This is a genomic window from Phaeobacter italicus (assembly GCF_019801785.1).
Lineage (GTDB): Bacteria > Pseudomonadota > Alphaproteobacteria > Rhodobacterales > Rhodobacteraceae > Phaeobacter > Phaeobacter italicus.
Map to the genome: position 1 here is coordinate 417,945 of NZ_JAHVIJ010000005.1, position 22,909 is coordinate 440,853.

At 58.3% G+C, this 22,909-nt stretch carries 22 protein-coding genes and 1 tRNA gene; 13 read left to right on the forward strand and 10 right to left on the reverse strand.

Annotation, left to right across the window (positions count from 1 at the left end; all coding sequences use genetic code 11):
- The first annotated feature begins 18 nt into the window (after window positions 1–18).
- Window positions 19–1,005, forward strand: coding sequence for a branched-chain amino acid ABC transporter permease (locus tag KUV39_RS14675; RefSeq protein ID WP_046211706.1), 987 nt, complete (start codon window positions 19–21; stop codon window positions 1,003–1,005).
- Between the two features lie 66 nt (window positions 1,006–1,071).
- Here KUV39_RS14675 and KUV39_RS14680 read toward each other — a convergent pair whose 3' ends face one another.
- The gene (locus KUV39_RS14680) at window positions 1,072–1,419 is read right to left on the reverse strand and encodes an SHOCT domain-containing protein (RefSeq protein WP_008560226.1); all 348 of its coding nucleotides are present in this window, start codon (window positions 1,417–1,419) and stop codon (window positions 1,072–1,074) included.
- A 99-nt stretch (window positions 1,420–1,518) separates the two neighbouring features.
- Between KUV39_RS14680 and KUV39_RS14685 the strand changes: the two genes are divergently transcribed.
- The 6 genes from KUV39_RS14685 to KUV39_RS14710 all read left to right on the forward strand — a co-directional run bounded on the left by KUV39_RS14685 (window position 1,519) and on the right by KUV39_RS14710 (window position 8,321).
- Complete coding sequence (locus KUV39_RS14685) at window positions 1,519–1,776, forward strand: hypothetical protein (protein ID WP_008560279.1); 258 nt, start codon at window positions 1,519–1,521, stop codon at window positions 1,774–1,776.
- Between the two features lie 3 nt (window positions 1,777–1,779).
- Window positions 1,780–2,856 carry a branched-chain amino acid ABC transporter permease gene (locus KUV39_RS14690; protein WP_008561035.1) on the forward strand — a complete coding sequence of 359 codons (1,077 nt, stop codon included), beginning with the start codon at window positions 1,780–1,782 and terminating at the stop codon, window positions 2,854–2,856.
- A 90-nt stretch (window positions 2,857–2,946) separates the two neighbouring features.
- Complete coding sequence (locus tag KUV39_RS14695) at window positions 2,947–4,230, forward strand: ABC transporter substrate-binding protein (RefSeq protein WP_008562529.1); 1,284 nt, start codon at window positions 2,947–2,949, stop codon at window positions 4,228–4,230.
- A 159-nt stretch (window positions 4,231–4,389) separates the two neighbouring features.
- Window positions 4,390–5,226: an ABC transporter ATP-binding protein gene (locus KUV39_RS14700; RefSeq protein WP_008561702.1), complete on the forward strand. Its 837-nt coding sequence runs from the start codon at window positions 4,390–4,392 to the stop codon at window positions 5,224–5,226.
- 15 nt (window positions 5,227–5,241) lie between these two features.
- Window positions 5,242–6,459, forward strand: coding sequence for a phenylacetate--CoA ligase family protein (locus KUV39_RS14705; protein ID WP_008563016.1), 1,218 nt, complete (start codon window positions 5,242–5,244; stop codon window positions 6,457–6,459).
- A gap of 185 nt (window positions 6,460–6,644) precedes the next feature.
- Window positions 6,645–8,321 (forward strand): ABC transporter permease, encoded by a 1,677-nt coding sequence (locus KUV39_RS14710; RefSeq protein ID WP_046211704.1) that lies wholly within the window; start codon window positions 6,645–6,647, stop codon window positions 8,319–8,321.
- Window positions 8,322–8,392: 71 nt separating this feature from the next.
- On the opposite strand, the gene KUV39_RS14715 is transcribed toward KUV39_RS14710, so the two are convergent.
- The 4 genes from KUV39_RS14715 to KUV39_RS14730 all read right to left on the reverse strand — a co-directional run bounded on the left by KUV39_RS14715 (window position 8,393) and on the right by KUV39_RS14730 (window position 11,088).
- A complete protein-coding gene (locus tag KUV39_RS14715) occupies window positions 8,393–9,256 on the reverse strand; it encodes a CobW family GTP-binding protein (RefSeq protein ID WP_222460122.1) in 864 nt (287 codons plus the stop codon).
- A gap of 263 nt (window positions 9,257–9,519) precedes the next feature.
- Window positions 9,520–10,536, reverse strand: coding sequence for a Fe(3+) ABC transporter substrate-binding protein (locus KUV39_RS14720; protein WP_008559147.1), 1,017 nt, complete (start codon window positions 10,534–10,536; stop codon window positions 9,520–9,522).
- A 271-nt stretch (window positions 10,537–10,807) separates the two neighbouring features.
- The gene (gene ykgO, locus KUV39_RS14725; RefSeq protein WP_008562923.1) at window positions 10,808–10,933 is read right to left on the reverse strand and encodes a type B 50S ribosomal protein L36; all 126 of its coding nucleotides are present in this window, start codon (window positions 10,931–10,933) and stop codon (window positions 10,808–10,810) included.
- A gap of 80 nt (window positions 10,934–11,013) precedes the next feature.
- Window positions 11,014–11,088, reverse strand: a tRNA-Val gene (locus KUV39_RS14730).
- Window positions 11,089–11,248: 160 nt separating this feature from the next.
- Here KUV39_RS14730 and KUV39_RS14735 point away from each other — a divergent pair.
- Entirely contained in the window at window positions 11,249–12,109 is an 861-nt protein-coding gene (locus KUV39_RS14735) for an N-formylglutamate amidohydrolase (RefSeq protein WP_222460123.1), read from the forward strand.
- 2 nt (window positions 12,110–12,111) lie between these two features.
- On the opposite strand, the gene KUV39_RS14740 is transcribed toward KUV39_RS14735, so the two are convergent.
- On the reverse strand, window positions 12,112–13,392 hold the full coding sequence (locus tag KUV39_RS14740; RefSeq protein WP_419555539.1) for a DNA polymerase IV: 1,281 nt from the start codon (window positions 13,390–13,392) through the stop codon (window positions 12,112–12,114).
- 178 nt (window positions 13,393–13,570) lie between these two features.
- Between KUV39_RS14740 and KUV39_RS14745 the strand changes: the two genes are divergently transcribed.
- A complete protein-coding gene (locus KUV39_RS14745; RefSeq protein WP_222460145.1) occupies window positions 13,571–14,005 on the forward strand; it encodes an NUDIX hydrolase in 435 nt (144 codons plus the stop codon).
- Window positions 14,006–14,456: 451 nt separating this feature from the next.
- Here the strand turns inward: KUV39_RS14745 and pyrF are convergent, their stop codons facing one another.
- Window positions 14,457–15,158, reverse strand: a complete 702-nt coding sequence (gene pyrF, locus KUV39_RS14750) for an orotidine-5'-phosphate decarboxylase (RefSeq protein WP_168578335.1) — start codon at window positions 15,156–15,158, stop codon at window positions 14,457–14,459.
- 281 nt (window positions 15,159–15,439) lie between these two features.
- Between pyrF and clpB the strand changes: the two genes are divergently transcribed.
- A complete protein-coding gene (clpB, locus tag KUV39_RS14755; protein WP_222460125.1) occupies window positions 15,440–18,058 on the forward strand; it encodes an ATP-dependent chaperone ClpB in 2,619 nt (872 codons plus the stop codon).
- A 124-nt stretch (window positions 18,059–18,182) separates the two neighbouring features.
- Here clpB and KUV39_RS14760 read toward each other — a convergent pair whose 3' ends face one another.
- Complete coding sequence (locus KUV39_RS14760) at window positions 18,183–18,740, reverse strand: hypothetical protein (RefSeq protein ID WP_222460126.1); 558 nt, start codon at window positions 18,738–18,740, stop codon at window positions 18,183–18,185.
- 64 nt (window positions 18,741–18,804) lie between these two features.
- The gene (locus KUV39_RS14765) at window positions 18,805–19,290 is read right to left on the reverse strand and encodes a DUF302 domain-containing protein (RefSeq protein WP_222460127.1); all 486 of its coding nucleotides are present in this window, start codon (window positions 19,288–19,290) and stop codon (window positions 18,805–18,807) included.
- Between the two features lie 116 nt (window positions 19,291–19,406).
- Here KUV39_RS14765 and KUV39_RS14770 point away from each other — a divergent pair, with 116 nt between their 5' ends.
- The 3 genes from KUV39_RS14770 (at window position 19,407) to msrQ (ending at window position 22,488) form a co-directional block, all read left to right on the forward strand.
- The gene (locus KUV39_RS14770) at window positions 19,407–20,900 is read left to right on the forward strand and encodes an FMN-binding glutamate synthase family protein (RefSeq protein WP_222460128.1); all 1,494 of its coding nucleotides are present in this window, start codon (window positions 19,407–19,409) and stop codon (window positions 20,898–20,900) included.
- Window positions 20,901–20,971: 71 nt separating this feature from the next.
- Entirely contained in the window at window positions 20,972–21,892 is a 921-nt protein-coding gene (gene msrP, locus KUV39_RS14775) for a protein-methionine-sulfoxide reductase catalytic subunit MsrP (RefSeq protein ID WP_222460129.1), read from the forward strand.
- Window positions 21,892–22,488 (forward strand): protein-methionine-sulfoxide reductase heme-binding subunit MsrQ, encoded by a 597-nt coding sequence (gene msrQ, locus KUV39_RS14780; RefSeq protein WP_222460130.1) that lies wholly within the window; start codon window positions 21,892–21,894, stop codon window positions 22,486–22,488. Before msrP ends, msrQ begins: the two co-directional genes overlap by 1 nt.
- Window positions 22,489–22,645: 157 nt before the next feature.
- Here msrQ and KUV39_RS14785 read toward each other — a convergent pair.
- Window positions 22,646–22,909 (reverse strand): hypothetical protein (locus tag KUV39_RS14785; RefSeq protein ID WP_222460131.1); only part of this gene is annotated, 264 nt, incomplete at its 5' end.

The following is a 22,909-nucleotide window of genomic DNA, read 5'->3' on the forward strand; positions in this document are numbered from 1 at the left end:
CTGCAGGAGGAGAGCGGGATGCCTGAACAACTGGTTTTTGCGATGGAAGTCACGCTCAACGGTCTGATGGCCGGCGTGCTTTATGCGCTCGTCGCTCTTGGGTTTGTCCTGATCTACAAAGCGTCGGGTATCTTTAACTACGCACAGGGTGTGATGGCCCTGTTTGCTGCCATGACGCTGGTGGGCATCATGAACGGACAAGTTCCGTTCTCGCATCTCATCAACGCGATCTTTGGCGGCCACATCACCCACTTTGGCTGGACGGTGCCATCGTTCGTCGCAATCTTGCTGACGGTTGGCGTGATGGTTCTTTTGGCCTGGATGGTGCAGCAGTTTGTTATGCGTCATCTGGTTGGACAGGAGCCGATCATTCTCTTTATGGCGACGATTGGTCTTGCCTATTTCCTTGAGGGTGTGGCCGACCTTATGTGGGGGTCTGAAATCAAGACGCTGGACGTTGGCCTGCCGCAGGGTATCAACCTGTGGATCGACGAACGAACCTTCGAGATCTTTGACTACGGCTTCTTCATCGACAATCTCGACCTTGTCGCGACCATCATTGCGGCGCTTCTGGTGGCTGGTCTGGTTGCCTTTGCCCAATATACCAAGCAGGGCCGCGCCATGCGTGCGGTGGCAGACGATCACCAGGCCGCTTTGTCGGTCGGCATCTCGCTGAACTTTATCTGGGTTCTGGTCTGGTCTGTTGCTGGTTTTGTTGCGCTGGTTGCAGGCATCATGTGGGGCACCAAGTCTGGTGTGCAGTTTTCACTCTCGCTGATCGCGCTCAAGGCTCTGCCGGTTCTGATGCTTGGTGGCTTCACCTCTATTCCGGGTGCCATTGTGGGCGGCCTGATCATCGGTGTCGGCGAAAAACTGTTCGAGTTCATGGTCGGACCACTGGTTGGTGGCGCGACAGAGAACTGGTTTGCCTATGTGCTGGCCCTTCTGTTCCTGGTGTTCCGTCCGCAGGGCCTGTTCGGGGAGAAGATCATTGAACGCGTCTGATCTGCATATGCCAAATGCGCGATCCCCTTTCGGGGCCGCGCACAAGGTAGCGGGTCTGCGGGGTGCTCAGCCTTCCAAACGTCGGAAGGCAGCGACCAGAACGGCAGCCAGCACGCTGATCACCAATGTCAGCGCAATGGTGAAGTCGCCGATCATTTGCCCGACAAGCACTGTCATCGCCAAGGCCGCGACAAGGGCAATGGCGACGATGCCCCAGAACCCCGAAGGGGCGTTGCGGCTGACCGGAGCTGGCGAAGGCCGGGCCCGTCGTCGCGGGCGCTCCTGCGAGATCACAGTTGCATCTTCGACCGAGCCAAGCAGCGTCTCCTTGGCGGCGGCAAATTCCTCTGCGGATAGCTCTCCGCGATCCCGGGCGGACTCCAGCCGCCGGATCTCCTGTAAAATTGAACTCATGGTTCCCACTCACTTTTCCCGCACACAGACTAGCAGAAAGAGCTGGATGAATTGTGGCGAAAGCCGGAAATCTGAGTCGTTGGTTAACGGAGCGACCCCATGATCAAGCTGGTCGCCATCATCAATGTGGTCGCATGGTCAGGTTTTTGGGCCTTTGGCTACCTCGCGCTCTCCGCAACAGGGTTTACAGAAGCCCAGATGGTGACCGCTTCCCTGCTCGCTGCGGCAGGTCTCATTACCGGAATTCTGGCCTATCTGCGGCTGGCACGCGCCGCCGAACAGACCGGCTACGCAAGCAAGACAAATCAACTCGACGCGGCGCAGAGAAACCGCGCGCAGGAAAAAGGGAGCATCTGAGCCATGTTCTATCGTGAAGCCGGAGATTTCAAAGTCTCCTACCAAGAGGACAGCCAGACCTTCCCGATCAAGTTTGACCGGATCCGGTACTACGCTGTCATGGCCTTTGCTTTTCTGGTCATTCCGTTCTTCATCAACGACTACTGGGCGAATGCAATTCTGCTGCCGTTCCTGATTTATTCGATCGCGGCGATCGGACTGAATATCCTGGTCGGCTACTGTGGTCAGGTGTCGCTGGGCACCGGCGGTTTCATGGCGGTGGGCGCCTATGCCTGCTACAAGCTGATGACTGCCTTCCCCGAGGTGAGCATGTTCATTCACGTCCTGCTTGCAGGTGGGATCACGGCGCTGGTCTGCGTTGCCTTTGGTCTGCCGTCCTTGCGCATCAAGGGCTTCTACCTTGCGGTTGCGACGCTTGCGGCACAGTTCTTTCTGGTGTGGCTCTTCAACCGTGTGCCGTGGTTCTACAACTACTCGGCCTCGGGTCAGATCAACGCGCCGGAGCGTGATGTGTTTGGCATCATCATCACCGGCCCGAATGCACCGGCCTGGGCTACCTACATGTTCAGCCTGATTTTCCTGACCTTCTGCGCGCTTGTTGCCCGCAACCTGACCCGCGGCACCGTCGGGCGTAGCTGGATGGCGATCCGTGATATGGACATTGCTGCCGAAATCATTGGTGTGAACCCGCTTAAGGCCAAACTCTCGGCCTTTGGTGTCTCGGGGTTCTTTATCGGCATCTCCGGCGCACTGTTCTTTGCGGTTTACCTCGGCGCGGTAGAGGTCGGTGAGGCCTTTGGTATCAACAAGTCATTCCTCGTGCTCTTCATGGTTATCCTCGGTGGCCTGGGCTCGATCTTCGGATCCTTTGCCGGCGCGGCGTTCCTGGTCCTTCTGCCGGTGATCCTGAAGGTGGTTGGCGTGGACGTGTTGGGCTGGCCGACAGATATCGTGGCCCATTTCCAGCTTGTGATCGTGGGCGCGCTGATCATCGTATTCCTGATTGCTGAACCTCATGGCATGGCCCAGCTGTGGCGCGTAGCCAAGGAGAAGCTGAGACTCTGGCCCTTCCCGCACTAAGGCGGGGCTGGCTGACCAAGACGGCGGGGAAACAATAAGATCAATCCCTGCATGACCCCCATCGGACAATTCAAGGGAGGATGAGACCCGATGAAACTGAAACTGACGACACTGGCGCTGGGCGCCGCGATGGCCGCTGGCCCTGCAATGGCAGACCTTGTGTTCCCGTCGCTGAGCTACCGGACCGGCCCCTATGCTGCTGGTGGCATTCCCTTCGCGGATGGCTACGCTGACTATTTCACACTGGTGAATGAGCGTGACGGCGGCATCGGCGGTGTTAAGGCCCGCGTTATCGAATGCGAGACCGGCTACAACACCGAAAAGGGCGTGGAATGCTATGAATCCACCAAAGGTGAAGGCGCGCTGATCTATCAACCGCTCTCCACCGGGATTACCTATCAGCTGATCCCCAAAGTCACCGCGGACGGCATTCCGCTGCACACCATGGGCTATGGCCGGACCTCGGCTGCGAACGGCAAGGTGTTCAGCAACGTCTTCAATTATCCCGCGAACTACTGGGATGGTGCGTCGGGTGTTATCAACTACCTGCTCGAAGCCAACGATGGCGATCTGAACGGTAAGAAGATCTCGCTGCTGTTCCACAACTCCGCTTATGGCAAAGAGCCGATCCGCACACTGGAAGAGCTGTCCAAGAAGCACGGTTTCACCCTGTCGACCCTGCCTGTTGACCACCCCGGTCAGGAGCAGAAGTCGCAGTGGCTGCAAATTCGTCGTGACCGCCCTGATTTCGTGATCATGTGGGGCTGGGGCGTGATGAACCAGGTTGCCATTCAGGAAGCGGCAAACATCCGCTATCCGATGGAGAACTTCATCGGCGTCTGGTGGTCCGGTGCAGAACATGACGTGATGCCGGCAGGTGAAAAGGCGGATGGCTACAAGGCTGTGACCTTCCACGGTGTTGGCCGTGACTTCCCGGTGTTTGACGACATTCAGACACATGTTGTGGATAAGGGCCTTGCAGCTGGTGCTGGCGATCAGATCGGCAATGTTCTGTACAACCGCGGTATGTACGCGGCGATGCTGGCTGTCGAAGCTGCAAAAACTGCTCAGGAAATCCACGGTACCGCCGACATCACCCCTGCGATGATGCGCGACGGTATGGAAGCGCTGGAAATGCCTGAAGCGCGCATGTCTGCACTTGGCATGCCGCTGTTTGGTCCGGCGTTCAACGTCTCCTGTGAAAATCACGGTGGTCCGGGTCTGGTTGGCATGACCCAGTGGGATGCCTCTGCCAAAGAGTGGACGCTGATCTCTGATTTTGCCCAGAGCGACCGTGACGTGATCCAGCCGCTGATCGACGAAGACTCCGCTGCTTATGCGGCAGAGAACAACATCGAACAGCGCTGCAACTGATGTGGCGGGATCCTGACCTGCAAGGGTTGGGGTCCACCACCCTGCGCTGATTGCGCAGTGAACTCATGATGCGGCGCGCTTGCGCCGCATCCACAGACAGACCCGGCAACAAACCCCGTCCAGGGCAGAAACGGTCGGGACCACGTGAGGATAAAAAAGATGCTGGATACAGCCAAACCCACCGATGTGCAGGCAGACACGCTGCTTGAGGTCAACAACATCGAAGTGATCTACAACCACGTGATCCTTGTCCTGAAGGGTGTCAGCCTCAAGGTGCCCAAGGGCGGTATCACGGCCCTTCTGGGCGGCAACGGCGCGGGCAAGACGACCACGCTCAAGGCTGTTTCGAATCTCCTGCACTCAGAGCGCGGCGAAGTGACCAAGGGCTCCATCACCTATCGCGGTGAACGGGTACAGGACCTTGATCCCGCCGAGCTGGTGAAGAAGGGCGTCATCCAGGTTATGGAAGGCCGCCATTGTTTTGAACATTTGACGGTCGAGGAGAACCTCCTGACCGGTGCGTATACCCGCGGTGATGGCAAGGCGAACATCCAGCGCGATTTGGAGATGGTTTACAGCTATTTCCCCCGCCTCAAGGAGCGCCGCCGCAGCCAGGCGGGTTACACCTCCGGGGGCGAGCAACAGATGGTTGCGATGGGCCGCGCGCTGATGAGCCGTCCGGAAACCATTCTGCTGGACGAGCCCTCCATGGGCTTGGCCCCGCAGTTGGTGGAGCAGATTTTCGAGATTGTGAAATCGATCAATGAGAATGAGGGCGTTACGTTCCTGCTTGCAGAACAGAACACCAACGTCGCTCTGCGTTACTCGCACTATGGCTACATTCTCGAATCTGGCCGCGTCGTTATGGACGGGCCAGCAGCCGAGCTGCGTGAAAACCCGGACGTGAAGGAATTCTATCTCGGCATGTCGGACGAAGGACGCAAGAGCTTCCGTGATGTGCGGTCCTATCGCCGTCGTAAGCGGTGGTTGAGCTGAGGCGGGGAGGCTGACATGAGCTATTTTGACGAGCTGGAAACCCGCAGCGCGGATGCACGCGCAGCTGATATCGCGCGCTTGCTGCCTCAGCAGATCGGCCGCGCACAGACAGCGGCCGGTTACGGTGACAGCCTGGGGCAGATTGATGCCGCAGCGATCACAAGCGTGACAGATCTTGCGGGTCTGCCGGTGCTGCGAAAGTCTGATCTGAGCAAGGCCCAGGCCGCCAACCCACCCTTTGGTGGCTTTACCGTAAAGCCAGCGAGCGGGTTTGCGCATGTATTCCAGTCGCCAGGTCCGATCTACGAACCAGGTGGGGTTGATCATGATTGGTGGCGGATGGGCCGTTTCCTGCATGCGGTGGGAATTGGGTCTGGTGATGTCGTCCAGAACTGCTTTGGGTATCATCTGACGCCCGCGGGCATGATCTTTGAAAGCGGGGCACGTGCCGTTGGAGCCGCTGTCCTTCCTGCAGGAACGGGTCAGACAGAACTGCAGGTCACCGCTGCCCGCGATGTCGGCGCAACCGCCTATGCGGGCACGCCAGATTATCTGAAGGTGATCCTGGATCGTGCAGATGCGATGGGGGTGGAGTTGGGCTTTCGCAAGGCGGCTGTCGGCGGCGGCGCCCTGTTCCCGTCACTGCGCCAAGAATATGCCGACCGTGGGATCACCTGCCTACAGTCTTATGCGACTGCGGATCTCGGCAATATCGCGTATGAAAGTGCGGCGATGGAAGGGATGATCGTTGATGAGCAGGTCATCGTGGAGATCGTCACGCCCGGCACTGGCACGCCAGTCGCAGCGGGTGAGGTTGGCGAGGTTGTCGTCACAACTTTGAATCCAGACTACCCGTTGATCCGATTTGCAACTGGCGATTTGTCTGCGGTTTTGCCTGGTCAATCCCCCTGTGGACGCACCAACATGCGGATCAAAGGCTGGATGGGGCGGGCCGATCAGACGACCAAAATCAAAGGCATGTTTGTTCGTCCAGAACAGGTCGCTGCATTGGTCGACAAGCACGACGAGATCGTGAAGGCCCGCGTTGTTGCGAGCCGTGACGGCGAGATGGATGCCATGACTGTCCAGATTGAGGCGGCTGATGGCGACGAGATGGCCTATGCAAAGTCTGTTGTTGAGGTGCTGAAGCTCAAGGGCAAGATTGAAATCGTCGCGCCCGGTGCCCTGCCGAAGGATGGGCTCGTGATCGAAGATCAACGCAGCTACGACTGAACCCGATGGGTGAATTGACCTGATGAGGGTCCCCGACTGGCACGACCGGAGATATCTCTCTGGTCGTGCTTTTTTGTGCTTTGGCCCCCCGGTCGCGCGGCGAATGGATGCGGGCCGCCTTTGTTGCTGGCAATTCCGACGAAAATGATCGAAATAGAGGTCTGCACTGATATGAGCCCGGACCCATGAGCAAGTCGACGCAGATATCCTCTGTTCCTTCCAAACGACGACGCAGCAAGAAAAGCGGCGGCACCGCTTTTGCGATCGTTGCCTGGATTGTGGCTCTTGCCTGCCTGCTGCCGATGGTTGCCGTCGCGCTGGCTGCTGCAACAGGGGGAACGGACACGATCCGTCACCTGATGGAAACAGTGCTGGCTGGCTATGCCGGCACGACCCTTGTTCTGGTCCTTTTGGTGGCTATCGGAACCGGTATGGTCGGTGTTGGCGCGGCGTGGCTTGTGACGATGACCCGGTTTCCCGGCGTGCGTCTCCTTGAAGTGGTTTTGGTTCTGCCATTGGCCTTCCCGGCCTATGTTCTGGCTTATGCTTATACATTCATTCTGGACCACCCCGGCATTGTGCAGACCACCCTGCGTGAAGTGACAGGCTGGGGGCCGCGGGATTACTGGTTCCCAGAAATCAGGTCAGTAGGCGGTGCCGCCCTGATGCTTGTTCTGGTCCTCTACCCCTATGTCTATCTGCTGGCGCGAGCTGCCTTTGTGCAGCAGAGCGCAGGTGCATTTCTGGCTGCCCGGGCCTTGGGCAATACCTCCCTGCAGGCCTTTTGGCGGGTCAGCTTGCCGATGGCGCGTCCGGCGATTGCATCGGGGGTGTTGCTGGCGGTGATGGAAACAATCGCTGATTTCGGCACCGTCAGCTATTTTGGTGTCCAGACCTTTGCGACGGGTATCTATACCAGCTGGTTTTCTCTTGGTGACCGCACAGGGGCCGCGCAATTGGCGCTTTGTCTCCTTGGGTTTGCACTGGCTCTGGCACTGGCAGAGCGGACCAGTCGGGGCCGGGCACGGTATCACCATGCTGGCAAGCAGCAAGCAAAGATGCCACCGGTCGAGCTGCGCGGCGGACAGGCCGCGCTGGCTATTGTGTTCTGCGCGCTGCCGGTTCTTTTGGGGTTTGTGCTGCCGGTTCTGGTCCTGTTTGAGATGGGGCTGGAATCAGAACAAAGCCTGTTCAGCAAACGCTACCTCGGGTTCCTTCAGAATTCCGTGACGCTGGCCATGACGGCAGCGATGCTGACGGTTGGCGCTGCAATCTGTCTGGGGTTCTATCAGCGGCTGCGTCCGGGGCGTCCCTCAGCACTCGCGGGGCATGTGTCCCGTTTGGGCTATGCGGTTCCGGGAGGGGTGATCGCCGTCGGCCTGATGGTGCCTTTTGCGGCCTTTGACAACGCGTTGGACGCATGGATGCGCGCGAACTTCGAAATCCGGACTGGTCTGCTGATTACCGGGTCCATCTGGCTATTGGTCGCGGCCTATATGGTGCGCTTCATGGCCGCCGCGCTTGGCGCCTATGAGGGAGGGCAGGCGACACTGCACGCAAATATGGATGCAGCAGCAAGGTCATTGGGGCAGGGGCCATTGGGTATGCTGCGCCGGGTGCACCTGCCCATTCTGACACCAAGCCTGATGACTGCCCTGCTGATTGTCTTTGTCGACGTGATGAAGGAACTTCCGGCAACGCTCATCATGCGGCCGTTCAACTATGACACCCTGGCTGTGCAGGCGTATCGGTTGGCTTCGGATGAACGACTGGAGGGGGCGGCTGTGCCATCCCTCGTGATCATGCTGGTTGGTTTGCTGCCTGTCATTCTGATCTGTCGACAGGTCGGGCGCAGGCACTAACTCAGCCGCCTTGCCCAATAAAAAGCCGCGTCAGGCAACGCGGCTTTTTATTGACTAAAGAGAGCGGTGGATCAGCTGGCCCACCATGCTTCGATTTCATCCCGGGTGACGCGGTCTGCCGGGCCCAGTGCCACCAGCGCGGTTTCTTTCGCCTCACACCGTTTGGCCGATACTTGGCGGCCCACGACGTGCAGCTCATACGCGCCACCGTTGGTCAGCACGAAACCCTTCATCCGATAGATGCCCTCCGGTCTCTCTGCCAGCTTGTCGCCAAGGGCGCGGCGATCAATTGCAGTGGTGGAGTTATGGTGCCAGGTCGCATAGGCGCGATGTGCTGTTCTCGTCTTGGCTCCCAGTGGCAGGGGAAGGACATCAAACAACAGATCCGCAACGGGGGCCTCTCCCAACACCACCGGCGTTCTTGCACCAAGCTCGGCGAGTTGCTGCATCACCCCGTCAGCGGGGCGCGCGCATTTGCTGATCAACACCGTGTCCGCGGCGCGGATCTGTTGCAAGACCTGATCGCGAAGGAGGTCATCCTCTATCAGGGAGGGGAGGTTCTCTCCGTCTGCGACCGTCACGATGCCACCGTAGCTCAGCCGCGCGTCATTCATGACTGTGTTCGCAATTGCCACTGGGTCGGACAGGCCACTGGCCTCGATCACGATATGATCCGGAGCGGTGTCAGAGCTCAGCGTTTGGTGCAGTGCCAGTGCAAGATCATCGCCCAGTGAACAGCACACACATCCGTTGCTCAGCGCGACGGTCTCGGCGCCCCGGTCCATCAGCAGGGCGTCATCAATATTGATCTTGCCGAAGTCATTGACCAGCACAGCCAGTCGCAGACCGTGGTCTTCCTGCAGCAGGCGATTGATCAACGTGGTTTTTCCCGCGCCAAGGTAGCCGCTGACGATCGTAACCGGTGTTCGGATCATGCCCGAGCCTCTGGCTGCTGCGACTGATGTGTCATTGGTGACGATCCTCCCGATTGGCGCATCCTGTGTTGGGGAGGATGCTATAGGCGGTGCGCCCGCAGCCGTCCAGAGAGCTGTTGGCTTCATTGGCGTGCCAGAATTGCAGGAGGGGAGTATTCGGACCGGGCTGCTGGGCATTTGTCCGCACAGAAAAGGCGCAGGGAAGCCCTGCGCCTTGCGTGTCACGTCATCGGGTGGCGTGACTGTTCACAGTGTTGTTGGAATTATTCCCAGCCAACGTCGTTGAAGATTTTCTGTGCAGTCGGCAGGTTCTCTGCCACGTCAGACAGATTCACGTCGTCAGCAACAAATTCACCCAGTTTGGCAACGCTTTCGGATTTCTCCACGCCGGGCACGGTGGGGAATTCGTCGTTGCCGCCAGAGAAGTACTGCTGAGCCTGATCAGAGGCGAGATACTCCAGGAACTTGATGGCATTCTCACGGTTCGGCGCATGGGCTGCAACGCCGCCGCCGGAAAGGTTCATGTGCGCGCCTTCAGCGTCCTGAGAGGGGAAGATCCAGGTGATCTGGTCGATGTCCGCGGTCAGGCCTTTGACGTCTTTGCGCAGAGCGCGGGCAAAGTAATAGGAGTTCGCGACGGAGATGTCGCATTCGCCCGAGATGATCCCACGCAGCTGATCTGTGTCGCCGCCCTGCGGCGCACGAGCAAAGTTCGCGACCATGCCAGCTGCCCATTCACGTGCGGCTTCTTCGCCGTGGTTCTCGATGATCGAGGACAGCAGGGTCTGGGAATAAACGTTGCTGGAGGAACGGTGGCACACCATGCCTTTGTACTCAGGCTTTGCCAGGTCCAGGTAGGTTTGCGGCGGGTTGGCGACTTCGTCGGTGTCGACAAAGATAATGCGCGCACGCTGGGAGAAACCGAACCACTGGTTGTCGTTGTCCTGCAGGTTTGCAGGAATGCGCTCTTCCAGGGTTGCGCTTTCAATCGACTGCAGGACGCCTGCGTTCTTGGCACGTGCCAGGCGGGAGGTGTCGACAGTCAGCAGAACGTCTGCGGGAGAGTTCTCACCCTCGGCCTGCATACGGGCGATCAGCTCGTCTGCTTTGCCTTCGATGCGGTTGATGGTGATACCGGTTGCCTCTTCAAAATCGGTGTAGAGGCGTTCGTCGGTATCGTAGTGACGGGAGGAGTAGAGGTTCAGCTCACCCTCGGCTGCGGCAGTGGTTGCAACGGCGGCGGTCAGGGCGCCGGCCAGAATGGTGGTCGATTTCAGCATGGTACATCCCATCTATTCAGAACTTTTTTGGGTTCTCAGCAATCGCTTTTGAACCCGACTGATTTGCTCAGATAAAGGATTCGGCAAAAGATGCAAATCAAAACCGACAAAAATGATCGGGAAAAAGCGTCGCAGCGGAAATCTGCCGCTGCGATGGCAGGGAATGCGGGTCGGAAAAGACGGAGAGATAGAGGTGAACCCAGGCCCTGAAACGAAGAAAACCGCATCCGAAGATGCGGTTTTCCGAAATCAGCTATGCTGCGTCTGGCGATCAGCCCTGGCGTGCTTTAAAGCGGCGCTGGGTCTTGTTGATCACATAGACACGGCCCTTACGACGCACAACGCGGCAGTCACGGTGCCGGTTCTTGAGCGAGCGGAGCGAGTTCTTGACCTTCATGGCCTATCTCCTGTTCTGCGGCGCGAACCAGCGCCTGGGTTAGCGGGTGTTCCGATCCGTGGATCAAAACAATGAATTCATGGTGGGCGATACAAGGTTCGAACTTGTGACCCCTTCGATGTCAACGAAGTGCTCTACCACTGAGCTAATCGCCCATGAATACCAGTGTTTGCGGTTGGCCCCAAAGTGAATGGGGCGCGGATAACCGCGCCGGTGAAGGGGTCTATAAAATGAGTCGGAGGGGGGTGCAAGAGCTTTTGACCACAGAAATTTCCAGACTATGCTGTTTCTTGTATTTCATCGGCCGGAGCCCGTATGTCTGAGACAGTTTTTTCGGTAAAAAGGCCGCGCAAGCTGCGCTCAGGCGTGGTTTTCGCGTCTCCGCACAGTGGTTCGGACTACAGCGATGCGTTTCTGGCCCAGACGATTCTGGATCCGCTTCAGCTGCGCAGTTCAGAAGATGCCTTTGTACACGAACTTTTCCAGGCCGCGCCGCGATTCGGGATGCCGCTGCTGATGGCAAAGGCTCCGCGCGCCTATGTGGATCTCAATCGATCGATAGAGGAGCTTGATCCCGCGCTTATCGACGGGGTGGTGAAACGGGGGCAAAATCCCCGTGTGGCCTCTGGGCTGGGCGTGATCCCTCGTGTCGTGGCTCATGGTCGCGCAATCTATTGCGGGAAGCTGAGCCAGACAGAGGCTCATCGCAGAATTGACACTCATTGGCGTCCCTATCACGCGGCTTTGCAGAATCTTCTGGATCAGGCCCGTGTCGAGTTCGGCCAGGCGGTACTGATCGATTGCCACTCCATGCCGCACGAGGCGATCGCCACGTCTGGCCGCCGGATGGGGGGGCTGCCGGATGTGGTCCTTGGAGATCGATTTGGCGCTGCATCCAGCGCAGAGATCATCGATAGGGTCGAGGCGGCTTTTGTGTCCGCAGGGCTGAAGGTCGCCCGCAATGCGCCATTTGCGGGGGCTTATATCACCCAGGCCTATGGTCGGCCAACGCGGGGGCAGCACGCCATTCAGGTCGAAATCGACCGAAGCCTCTATATGGATGAAGCGCGAATTGAGAAAACGGCGAACTTTGAGCCCCTGCGCAAGGTTCTGACCAATGTGGTCGCTGAAATCTCGCAACTCCGATTTGATCGGATCGCCCTGGCCGCCGAATAGGTTTACCGCAGGGCGCGCCCTTTCTGGATGGCAGCATCGCCGAATTTTTGGCGAATGGCATCTGTGGCGCGTTCGGCCTTTGCCCGCTGGACGGCCTGAGGGTCCAGCAAATCCCCTGTGATGTCTGCCTGCGTTTCTGGTACGAGCTCTGAAATCCCGCAGCCAAGCAAACGGTAAGGTCCCTCGTCTCCGACTTGATCAAGCAGGCTGCGGGCAGTTCTGTAAATCGTGTCTGCGATCTGGGTGGCATCCCGCAAAGACTGGCGCCGTGTGAGGCTGCTGTGATTGGCGCGTTTCAACTTGAGTGTGACAACACGGCCAGCGAGCTGCTTTGCCTTGGCCCTGTCCGAGACTTTTTCCGCAAGGCGCCAGAGGTGCCCGTCCAATACCTCCATATTGGCAGTGTCTTCGTTGAAGGTGGTTTCCTTGGAGATGGATTTCACTGGTGTATTTGCCGATACACGCCTGCGATCCTGGCCCCGCGCGAGGTGATAGAGCCGCTCCCCCATCGAGCCAAAGCGGGCGGTCAGATCAATGAGCTCCCAGCGCAGCAGATCGGAGAAATGGCGAATCCCTGCCTTTTCGAGAGAGGCCTGGGCAGCGGGACCGATGCCCCAGATCATGCGAACGGGTTTGTCATGCAGAAAATCAGCGGTCTCGGCAGCTCCGATGACTGAAAATCCACGTGGTTTGTCGAGGTCGGACGCCACCTTTGCCAGGAACTTGTTGTGCGACAGCCCGATAGAGCCTGTGACCCCCAGTTCATCCTTCATCCGCTTCACAAGGCGGGCTAGCATGACCGCGGGCGGAGCCCCGTGAAGCCGTTGCGTCCCACTCAGGTCCATAAAGGCCTCATCCAGTGAGAGGGGCTCAACATCGGGGGTCAGCTCGTCCATCATTGCGCGGATTTTGCGGCTTACATCGACGTAGACATCCATCCGCGGTTTGATCACCACCGCATCCGGACACAGCTTGAGCGCCTGAAACATTGGCATGGCCGAGCGAACACCACGAATGCGGGCCACATAGCAGGCTGTTGAAACCACGCCGCGGCGGCCGCCTCCGATGATCACCGGCTTATCTGCCAGATCGGGATTGTCGCGCTTCTCGACGCTTGCATAGAAAGCGTCGCAGTCCATGTGAGCAATCGACAGCGAGAAAAGCTCGCTATGGGCCTTAATCCGAGGGCTTTGGCATTTAGGACAACGGCGCGCGACGGGGGTTTTGGCACCTTTTGGTTTCATCACGCCATAGGACAGACATTCCCGGCACAGCACCTGCAAAGGAACAGGCGCCTGCTCCTCTGACGGGTCAATATGGGGGTGTGTCGTCTCAGGGTCTGTCATCGGGCAAAACAACATGTTCAGATGCGGGCGGGAATCGCGCGATCCGGGCAGAACAGCAAGTTATCCTCCGACGCGGCGAATGTCTTTAGGACGCATTCAAATGACGACAGCTCAGATGACATTCAACGGTGCAAAACTGGCCTTGTTCATCGGTCGGCGCCTTTTGGTGATCGAACGGGATGATTTTGCCCATATTCCTTACCCTGGCCATTGGGATTTCCCCGGAGGCGGACGTGAAGGTCAAGAAACCCCGGAAGCCTGCGCCTTGCGCGAGACACGGGAAGAAGTCGGGCTTGAGGTTGATGTGTCGGCAATCACATGGCGCCAAATCTATGAACGGCGAAATGGCCGGGTTTGGTTCTTTGCTGCTCATCTGCCCGCGCAAAGGGAGCGTGACATCGTTCTGGGAGGTGAGGGGCAGGGATGGGCGCTGGTGACGCCGCACTGGTACCTGGATCATCCCCTCGCAGTGCCCCATTTCGCGGACTATCTAAGGCAGTATCTTGCACACGCCGATGGGCATGCGGGGCCGAAACGGATCTGTCGCTGAAAAGAAAGGCCCCCGCTGCTGAAAGCGGGGGAAGGTGACGAACCTCAGGAAGAGTTGGTCGTCTTGGGGAGTGTCTTGACCTCAGGGTCGGTCATTTCGTCCATTTCTCAAAGCACGAGCGCAGGATTATGTAATTCTGCTTTTGGGTGTGTGGTTTTGGGGGCACAGGACAATTCGGCGCAGCTGTAGCGAGCCCCAAGAAAAGTTTCCTTTGGTTTTGGCAAGTTGACCTAAGGTCAATGTATGTTTTGGGGGCCTGATATGCGGCTCTCTCTAGGTCTCCCACCAAATTTTCTTTTTGCCCAATTATTGGGCGTTTTGATCAGGGTAGGCCCGTGAGGGTCATTTTGTCCGGTATTGAAAATCCCCTGCCGTGGGCTTCGACGACAGGGGATATCGTGTTTTTGAAATTTTGGAGCAGCGCTAGAGCGATCTGCGCGGGGCTTCTGCCTTAGCGCGGTAGGGTCGCCAGAATATCCTGTGCTGCAGTGCGCGGGGACTGCGCGGCCCAGATCGGGCGGCCGACAACGATATGGTCTGCGCCAGCTTCAAGAGCGCTTGCAGGGGTTGCGACCCGCTTCTGATCGCCAAGGTCTGCACCTGCGGGGCGTACGCCTGGTGTAACGATCAGCTTGCCCGACGCTTCTGGCAGGGCGCGGATAAGCGCGGCTTCTTGCGGGCTTGCGATAACTCCATCGGCCCCGGCAGACAGGGCAAGCCCCGCGCGTTCCTGGACCAGATCCGGGATATCTCCTGCCTTGATCAGTCCCTCATCAAGGTCGCCCCGGTCGAGGGATGTCAGAATGGTCACACCGAGGATCTTGAGATCTGTGCCCGCTGCACCTTCTTTTGCGGCGCGCACCACATGCGGGTCACCGTGCACTGTCAGAAAATCGAGATCAAACTGAGCAAGGCCTCGCACAGCAGCCTCAATCGTTGCGCTGATGTCGAACAATTTCATGTCCAGAAAAATGCGCTTGCCATGTTCCTGTTTCAGTTCGTTCGCCAGCGCAAGCCCACCTCCTGTGAGCATGCCAAGGCCGATCTTGTAAAAGGATACGGCGTCTCCGAGATCTTCGGCCAGTTTCAAACCCGCGATGGCGTTGGGTACGTCCATTGCTACGATCAGGCGGTCATCGGCAAGCGTCGTCATCAGAGATCTCCTACTGGGCTGGCATGGTCTGGGATTGCCAGCCTGCTTAGACCCGCCAGAGCAGGGAGGAAAGCCCCAATTCTTGCAGTGCAGGTTCATCCATGTGGCTATCGTGCAGAAACGGGGAAGTTTGATCGAAGTCAGGGATTTGGTGACATATTTGCCGCATGGTGATCTTGAAGAGACGCCAAGATCTCCCACATTTGATGCGAGGCCCTGACCGGGACGTGCCGCAAAGCGGGCGTTGCCACTGAACGGGGCGCTTATAAAAGGAGAGCAAGATGGACTTGAACAAGTTCACTGAACGGGCCCGTGGCTTTGTGCAGGCGGCCCAGACCATTGCGCGACGTGAAGATCATCAACGACTTATGCCTGAGCATTTGCTCAAGGCTCTCATGGATGATGATCAGGGGCTCGCGAGCAATCTGATTTCCCGTGCAGGCGGCACCCCGGCCCAAGTGGTTCAGGCGCTGGATCTGTCTATGTCCAAGCTGCCAAAGGTGCAGGGTGCGTCTGCTGACGTCTATCTTGACGGTCAGACCGCGAAGGTTTTGGACGAAGCGGCCAAGATCGCTGAAAAGGCTGGGGACAGCTTTGTCCCTGTAGAGCGGGTTTTGATGGCGCTCTGCATGGTGAAGTCCAAGGCAAAGGACGCCCTTGATGCGGGGGGTGTTTCAGCTCAGGCCCTGAACGAGGCGATCAATGACATTCGCAAGGGGCGCAAGGCGGATAGCGCCAGCGCAGAAGATGGTTATGACGCGCTGAAAAAATACGCCCGCGACCTGACCGAAGCCGTTCGTGAGGGCAAGATTGACCCGATCATCGGCCGAGACGAGGAAATCCGCCGTGCGATGCAGGTGCTGAGCCGCCGCACCAAGAACAATCCAGTGCTGATTGGGGAGCCGGGTGTCGGTAAAACCGCAATCGCTGAAGGGATGGCTTTGCGCATCGTCAATGGGGATGTGCCTGAATCCCTGCGCGACAAGCAGCTCCTGTCCTTGGATATGGGGGCCCTGATCGCGGGCGCGAAATACCGAGGTGAGTTCGAGGAACGTCTTAAGGCGGTCCTGACCGAGGTCACAGAGGCTGCGGGCGAGATCATTCTCTTTATTGATGAGATGCACACCCTTGTGGGCGCCGGTAAATCCGACGGTGCAATGGACGCGGCCAACCTGATCAAACCTGCGCTTGCCCGGGGTGAACTGCACTGTATTGGTGCGACCACTTTGGATGAATATCGCAAATACGTCGAAAAAGACGCGGCTCTTGCGCGCCGGTTCCAACCCGTGTTGGTGAGCGAGCCGACGGTTGAAGACACCGTGTCCATCCTGCGTGGTATCAAGGAAAAATACGAGCTGCACCATGGCGTGCGCATCGCCGATGCTGCCCTTGTTGCCGCTGCGACCTTGTCGCACCGCTATATCACTGATCGGTTCCTGCCTGATAAGGCGATCGACCTCGTGGACGAGGCGGCCGCGCGTTTGCGAATGCAAGTGGACAGCAAACCCGAAGAACTGGATGCGCTGGATCGCCAGATTTTGCAGATGCAGATCGAGGAAGAGGCGCTGAAGCTTGAAGATGATGCCGCATCCAAAGATCGGCTTGAGACCCTGCAAAAGGAATTGTCTGACCTGCAGGAGCAATCCGCAGAGATGACAGCGCAATGGCAGTCTGAGCGCGATAAATTGGCCTCAGCCCGCGAGTTGAAAGAGCAGCTTGATCGGGCGCGCGCTGATTTGGACATTGCCAAGCGTGAGGGCAACCTCGCCCGCGCGGGGGAGCTGTCTTATGGCGTCATTCCGGGATTGGAAAAGCAGCTGAGCGAGGCAGAAGCATCTGAACGCGACGGGCTGATGGTCGAAGAGGCGGTGCGCCCTGAGCAGATCGCAGGTGTGGTAGAGCGCTGGACCGGCATCCCGACCTCCAAGATGCTGGAGGGTGAGCGCGAGAAGCTGTTGCGGATGGAAGATGATCTGCATGGCCGTGTGATTGGTCAGGATGCGGCGGTGACCGCTGTTGCCAATGCAGTGCGTCGCGCCCGCGCTGGGCTGAATGACGAGAACCGGCCACTTGGCTCGTTCCTCTTCCTTGGTCCGACCGGCGTCGGCAAGACCGAGCTTACCAAGGCGGTTGCCGAGTTCCTGTTCGACGATGACAGCGCGATGGTTCGCGTGGACATGTCGGAGTTCATGGAGAAACATGCCGTGGCCCGGCTGATCGGCGCACCTCCGGGCTATGTCGGCTATGATGAGGGTGGTGTTCTGACCGAAGCGGTCCGGCGCAAGCCGTATCAGGTGGTTCTGTTCGACGAGGTCGAGAAGGCACATCCGGATGTCTTCAACGTGCTGCTGCAGGTTTTGGATGACGGTGTGCTGACAGACGGGCAGGGCCGGACGGTCGACTTTAAGCAGACGCTTATTATCCTGACGTCGAACCTCGGTGCGCAGGCCCTTAGCCAGTTGCCCGATGGTGCGGATGCCGCGGATGCCAAGCGCGATGTGATGGATGCCGTCCGCGCGCATTTCAGGCCGGAGTTCCTGAACCGTCTTGATGAGACGATCATCTTTGACCGGTTGGGGCGCAAGGATATGGATGGCATCGTCGAGCTGCAGCTGGCCCGGCTTGAGAAACGGCTGGTTGGTCGCAAGATCGCGCTGCAACTGGACGATGGCGCCAAAACTTGGCTTGCTGATGAGGGCTATGATCCTGTCTTTGGTGCGCGGCCGTTGAAGCGGGTCATCCAACGCGCGCTGCAGAACCCTCTTGCCGAGATGTTGCTTGCCGGGGATATCCGCGATGGTGACACCGTACCGGTGTCAGCCGGGACCGAGGGGCTCATCATTGGCGATCGCATCGGAACGACGGACCGGCCGCGACCGGATGATGCAGTGGTCCATTGACCTGCTGCCCGGCTGAAGCCAGCCTGAAGTGAGAAACTAAAAAGGCCCGCTTTTTCTTGCGGGCCTTTTGCGTTTTTCCACTGGTGTTGGTTCTGCCGTTGTCGGCGTCCTGTGCGGCGCAGGCTCAGCCATCTGACGCCAGCCGCCTTTCATGTTTGCGTCGCAAGACTGTCATGCGGGGTTCCCAGTCATAACGTGGGTCTGCGCGGGTCGGCGACCAATACAGATCGCCGGCGTCGCGCCAGGGGTCGATGATGATCCCATTATATATGTCACCACCAACGGGCGCGATCACCGCAGAGCTGTGTTCAATGCGAAAGCTGTTGCGTGGTTCTGCGATAGCGCGCAGCACGGTCAAGGTCGTGAACCCCTCCTGCGACAGTCTTCTTTGCATGTCCTCGGCATAGTGTTTGCAAAGTCCACGCTGTTTGACGCCGCTGTTGACCAGTGTGTTGTGCAAAATGGCAGAGGTCGTCACCCCATAGGATGTGGCCAGATCTGTTGAATGCGCAAAGGCCAGCGCAGCGGCGCGGCGGGCCTCGTCCGGGTCAATGCCTGGCCCCATCTGCTGCAGCGCGTCCGCCAGTTGCGAGACCTCACCGTCTTCGGGCGGGGGCGGTGCGGCGCAGGCGCTCAGGAAAGATGCTGCCAGCAGAAGGCCTGCAACCAGATGCTTTATCATGAATGTGTCCCGATCCGTATTTGCAGGGACTATAGCAAAAGGTCGCGAAGGATCTGAGGGGAAATTACTCCTCGATGGCCTCCAGCACGATTTCATCAAGCAGGGATTGGATCACCTGCATCTCTCCCTCTGGGAACGCGCGAAAGCCAATCGTCACGGTTTCAGAGCCGGGGACCTGGGCGACAAAAATGTCATAGGGGCAGAACGCGATATTCATCGGATTGGCTTCCATCACTTCGCGCGACAAGCGGGCAGAGCAGAAGGAATAAACCTTGGCCTGCTCGAACAGCACAATGTCAGAACCGACATCCTCGCGCGTGCGCTCCAGCATGTCACCAACGTGACTGGTATGATCCACCAGAAGCCCCCGGTCGGTGATTGCATTTTCCAGACCAAAGGTCACATCATCAAATGACAGAGTTGTCTGATAGCTGACGATTTGGTCCTCTTCTCCGGCTGCTGCGGGGATTGGGGCCATCGCAAGACAGGAAATGACTACGGCAAGGAACGCGGGCGCACGGTCAGACTTCAAACGGTTTCTGGCAAACATGAATATTCTCCCATTGTGAACAAAGGTGACTTGCCCGCTGACCGGATTACGGCAAGCTTGTCAGGGGCGGACAGGCCGATGGGTCGCGCGTTCCATAAATATATAGGAGTTTTTGCATGGGTTTCGCGGCAAACGCCATAGAATTTCTCGTCTACGCATTTGTTTTTGCAGTTGGCGCCATCGTTTTGGTGGCTGCATGTCTGTTTGTCGTGGACCGGCTGCAGACAGAAGATGCCGTTCGACGCAACTACCCGGTGATCGGGCGGTTCCGTGGGCTTTTTTCGACCTTGGGGGAGTTCTTTCGTCAGTACTTTTTTGCGATGGACCGCGAAGAGATGCCATTCAACCGTGCCCAGCGAGAGTGGGTTGGTCGGGCAGCAGAAGGCAAAGGCAATACTGTTGCGTTTGGCTCAACCAGAAACCTCAACGTTCCCGGCACGCCTATCTTTGTGAACGCGGCATTCCCTGCGCTTGATACGGGCAAGGCCGAGAGCGAACCCCTGCTGATCGGGCCAACGGCGCGAACGCCCTACATGGCGCCTTCTTTCTTTAACATCTCGGGAATGAGCTATGGCGCGCTGTCTGCACCTGCTGTGCGCGCCCTCAGCCGTGGCGCAAAAGAAGCCGGTGTTTGGTACAACACCGGCGAGGGTGGGCTCAGCCCCTTTCATCTTGAGGGCGGCTGCGATGTGGTGTTCCAGATTGGGACAGCAAAATATGGTGTCCGCGATGCCGAAGGTCGGTTGAGCGACGAACAGCTGCGCAAGGTCGCGAGCCATGAGAGCGTGCGTATGTTCGAGCTGAAGCTGGCCCAGGGCGCGAAGCCCGGAAAAGGCGGTATTCTGCCCGGCGCAAAAGTGAACAAACAGATAGCGGAAATCCGCGGCATCCCTGAAGGCGAAGATAGCATTTCCCCCAACCGCCATCCCGAGATCGGCACCTATGATGAACTGCTCGACATGATCGCCCATGTTCGCGAGATCACCGGCAAGCCCGTCGGGATCAAGCTGGTGGTGGGGGCAGAAGCTGCCCTGCGAGAGATGTTCCTGCATATCGCGGCCCGCAAGGATGACAGTGCGCCCGATTTTATCACAGTGGATGGTGGTGAAGGCGGCACCGGTGCTGCGCCCATGCCGTTGATTGATCTTGTGGGCATGTCGGTGCGCGAGGCGCTCCCGCTTGTATGCAATCTGCGTGATGAATATGGATTGAGGGATCGGATTCGCCTGATTGCTTCGGGTAAGCTGGTGAACCCCGGCGATGTGGCCTGGGCGCTTGCGGCAGGCGCCGATTTTGTGACCTCGGCCCGCGGCTTCATGTTCTCGCTTGGGTGCATCCAGGCGCTCAAGTGCAACAAGAACAGCTGCCCCACCGGTATCACCACCCATGACAAACACCTGCAAAAGGGCCTCGTGGTCGAGGAAAAATCAACTCGCGTGGCGCGGTATGCGCGCGAGATCATCCACGAGGTGGAGACCATCGCCCATTCGGTTGGGGTCAATGAACCCCGGCAACTGCGGCGTCGGCATGTGCGCATCATGCAAGAGGATGGCACCAGTCGCCCGATGCATGAGCTGATGCCAGGTTACAGTGCCATCGCGGAGACGTGAGGCGATATGTTTTGGAAAGCCCCGGCGTCTGTCTTAGGTCCTAGAGCAGAGGACAGAAAAGGAGACGCCGAATGGCCCATCGCTGGAAAAACGACCTGACCAAGGAAGATGTCACGCCCTATGCGGCCTTTCTGAACCGACGCCAGATCATGGCCGGTCTTGGTGGAGCTGCGGGGCTGGGGCTGGCTGGTCTGACAGCGGGGCAGGCACAGGCGGCAGGCGATGAAGCATTGGAGCCAAACAGCTGGGAGGATGTGACCTCCTACTGCAATTTCTATGAGTTCGGCACCGGGAAAACCGATCCCGCAGCATATGCCGGTCAGATGACCACGACACCGTGGAGTGTGGAAATCGACGGTATGGTGGATCGTCCCGGCAGCTATTCGATGGAGCAGATTCTCGACGGCATGACGCTGGAGGAACGGATCTATCGTTTCCGCTGCGTAGAGGCCTGGTCGATGGTCGTGCCGTGGCAGGGGTTCGAACTCGCCGATCTTCTGGATGTGGCAGGCGTGCAGGATGGCGCGAAATACGTGGCCTTTGAAACGCTCTATCGCCCGTCCGAGATGCCGGGCACTGCCTATAAGGTGCTGGATTGGCCCTATCGTGAGGGGCTGCGCCTTGACGAGGCCCGCCACCCGCTGACAATCATGGCCACCGGAATATTCGGCAAACCCCTGCCAAATCAGAACGGCGCGCCTCTGCGTCTTGTTGTGCCGTGGAAATATGGCTTCAAATCGATCAAGTCGATTGTCCGGATCACCCTGACAGACAAGGAACCGCCAACCAGCTGGAACATGGCCAACCCGCGCGAGTACGGGTTTTACAGCAACGTGAACCCCAATGTTTCCCACCCTCGGTGGAGCCAGGCCAGTGAACGCCGCATCGGCGGCGGTCTCTTTGCCCGCCGTCAGCCAACACTGATGTTCAATGGCTACGAGAAAGAGGTCGCCTCTCTCTACGAGGGGATGGATCTGGCACGGAATTTCTGATGCAGCAGATCAATACCTTCCTCCGCCGCTTGCCCGTCTGGTTGGTCTATGTCGCAGGTGTTCTGCCTGCCGGCGTCCTGTTCTATCAGGCGCTCAATGGTGATCTGGGTGTTGATCCCGTCAAGGCGCTGGAACATCGTTATGGTGAACTGGCCCTGCAGCTTCTGGTCCTCACCCTTGCGGTGACACCACTGCGGCGTCTTGCCGGTCTCAATCTCATGCGATTTCGCCGCGCGATCGGACTGCTCTGTTTCTTTTATGTGGTCTGCCACCTGATGGTGTGGCTGGTGCTGGACGTTCAGCTTCTGGACCAGATCATCGCCGATATCGTCAAACGGCCGTATATCACCATTGGAATGGTCGGCTTTGTTCTGATGCTGCCGCTTGCCGTCACCTCCAACAACATGTCGGTTCGTCGCCTGGGCCCCAAGTGGCGCCAGCTCCATCGCCTGACTTACCCGACCGCTCTGCTTGGCGCATTGCACTATGTGATGTTGGCCAAAGGGTTCCAGCTGGAGCCACTGATCTACCTTGCCTTGATTGGGGGGCTCCTGGTGATGCGGCTGCCCCCGCTGCAAAAGCTCCGCTTGGTCTGATCATCCCGGCGCCGACGCCAAAAACGTCCGTGAAATCAGGTGACTCGCGGGGGCAGGGGGCTGGATTCCTGCCCCGAGTCGGCCTGATGTCCAGAAAAGACAGGCATTATCAGAGGCTAAGGGAGTGGTAAGAGCGATATGTGGGCGGTGCGATCGTTCATAACCCTTTGTTTTTGCGTCTATTTTCAGAATTTTTGGAAAAAGTCTGATTTCTGTTCATTTTCGGGTTGCGGGTGTTTGTTGTTTTACTTAGAACCCCCTTCACCGGCGGCGCTGAGGCGCTGACGGGGCGCTGGACGGAGCGGCGGGACGGACCTTGAGGTCGGAACTGCGGTGAAGCGAGGTTGATATTTGAGGGAATGATCGGCGGGTTGCACCGGGAAGTTAGGGTGCACCGGTTGGTTTTTGTCTCTGGGTCTTT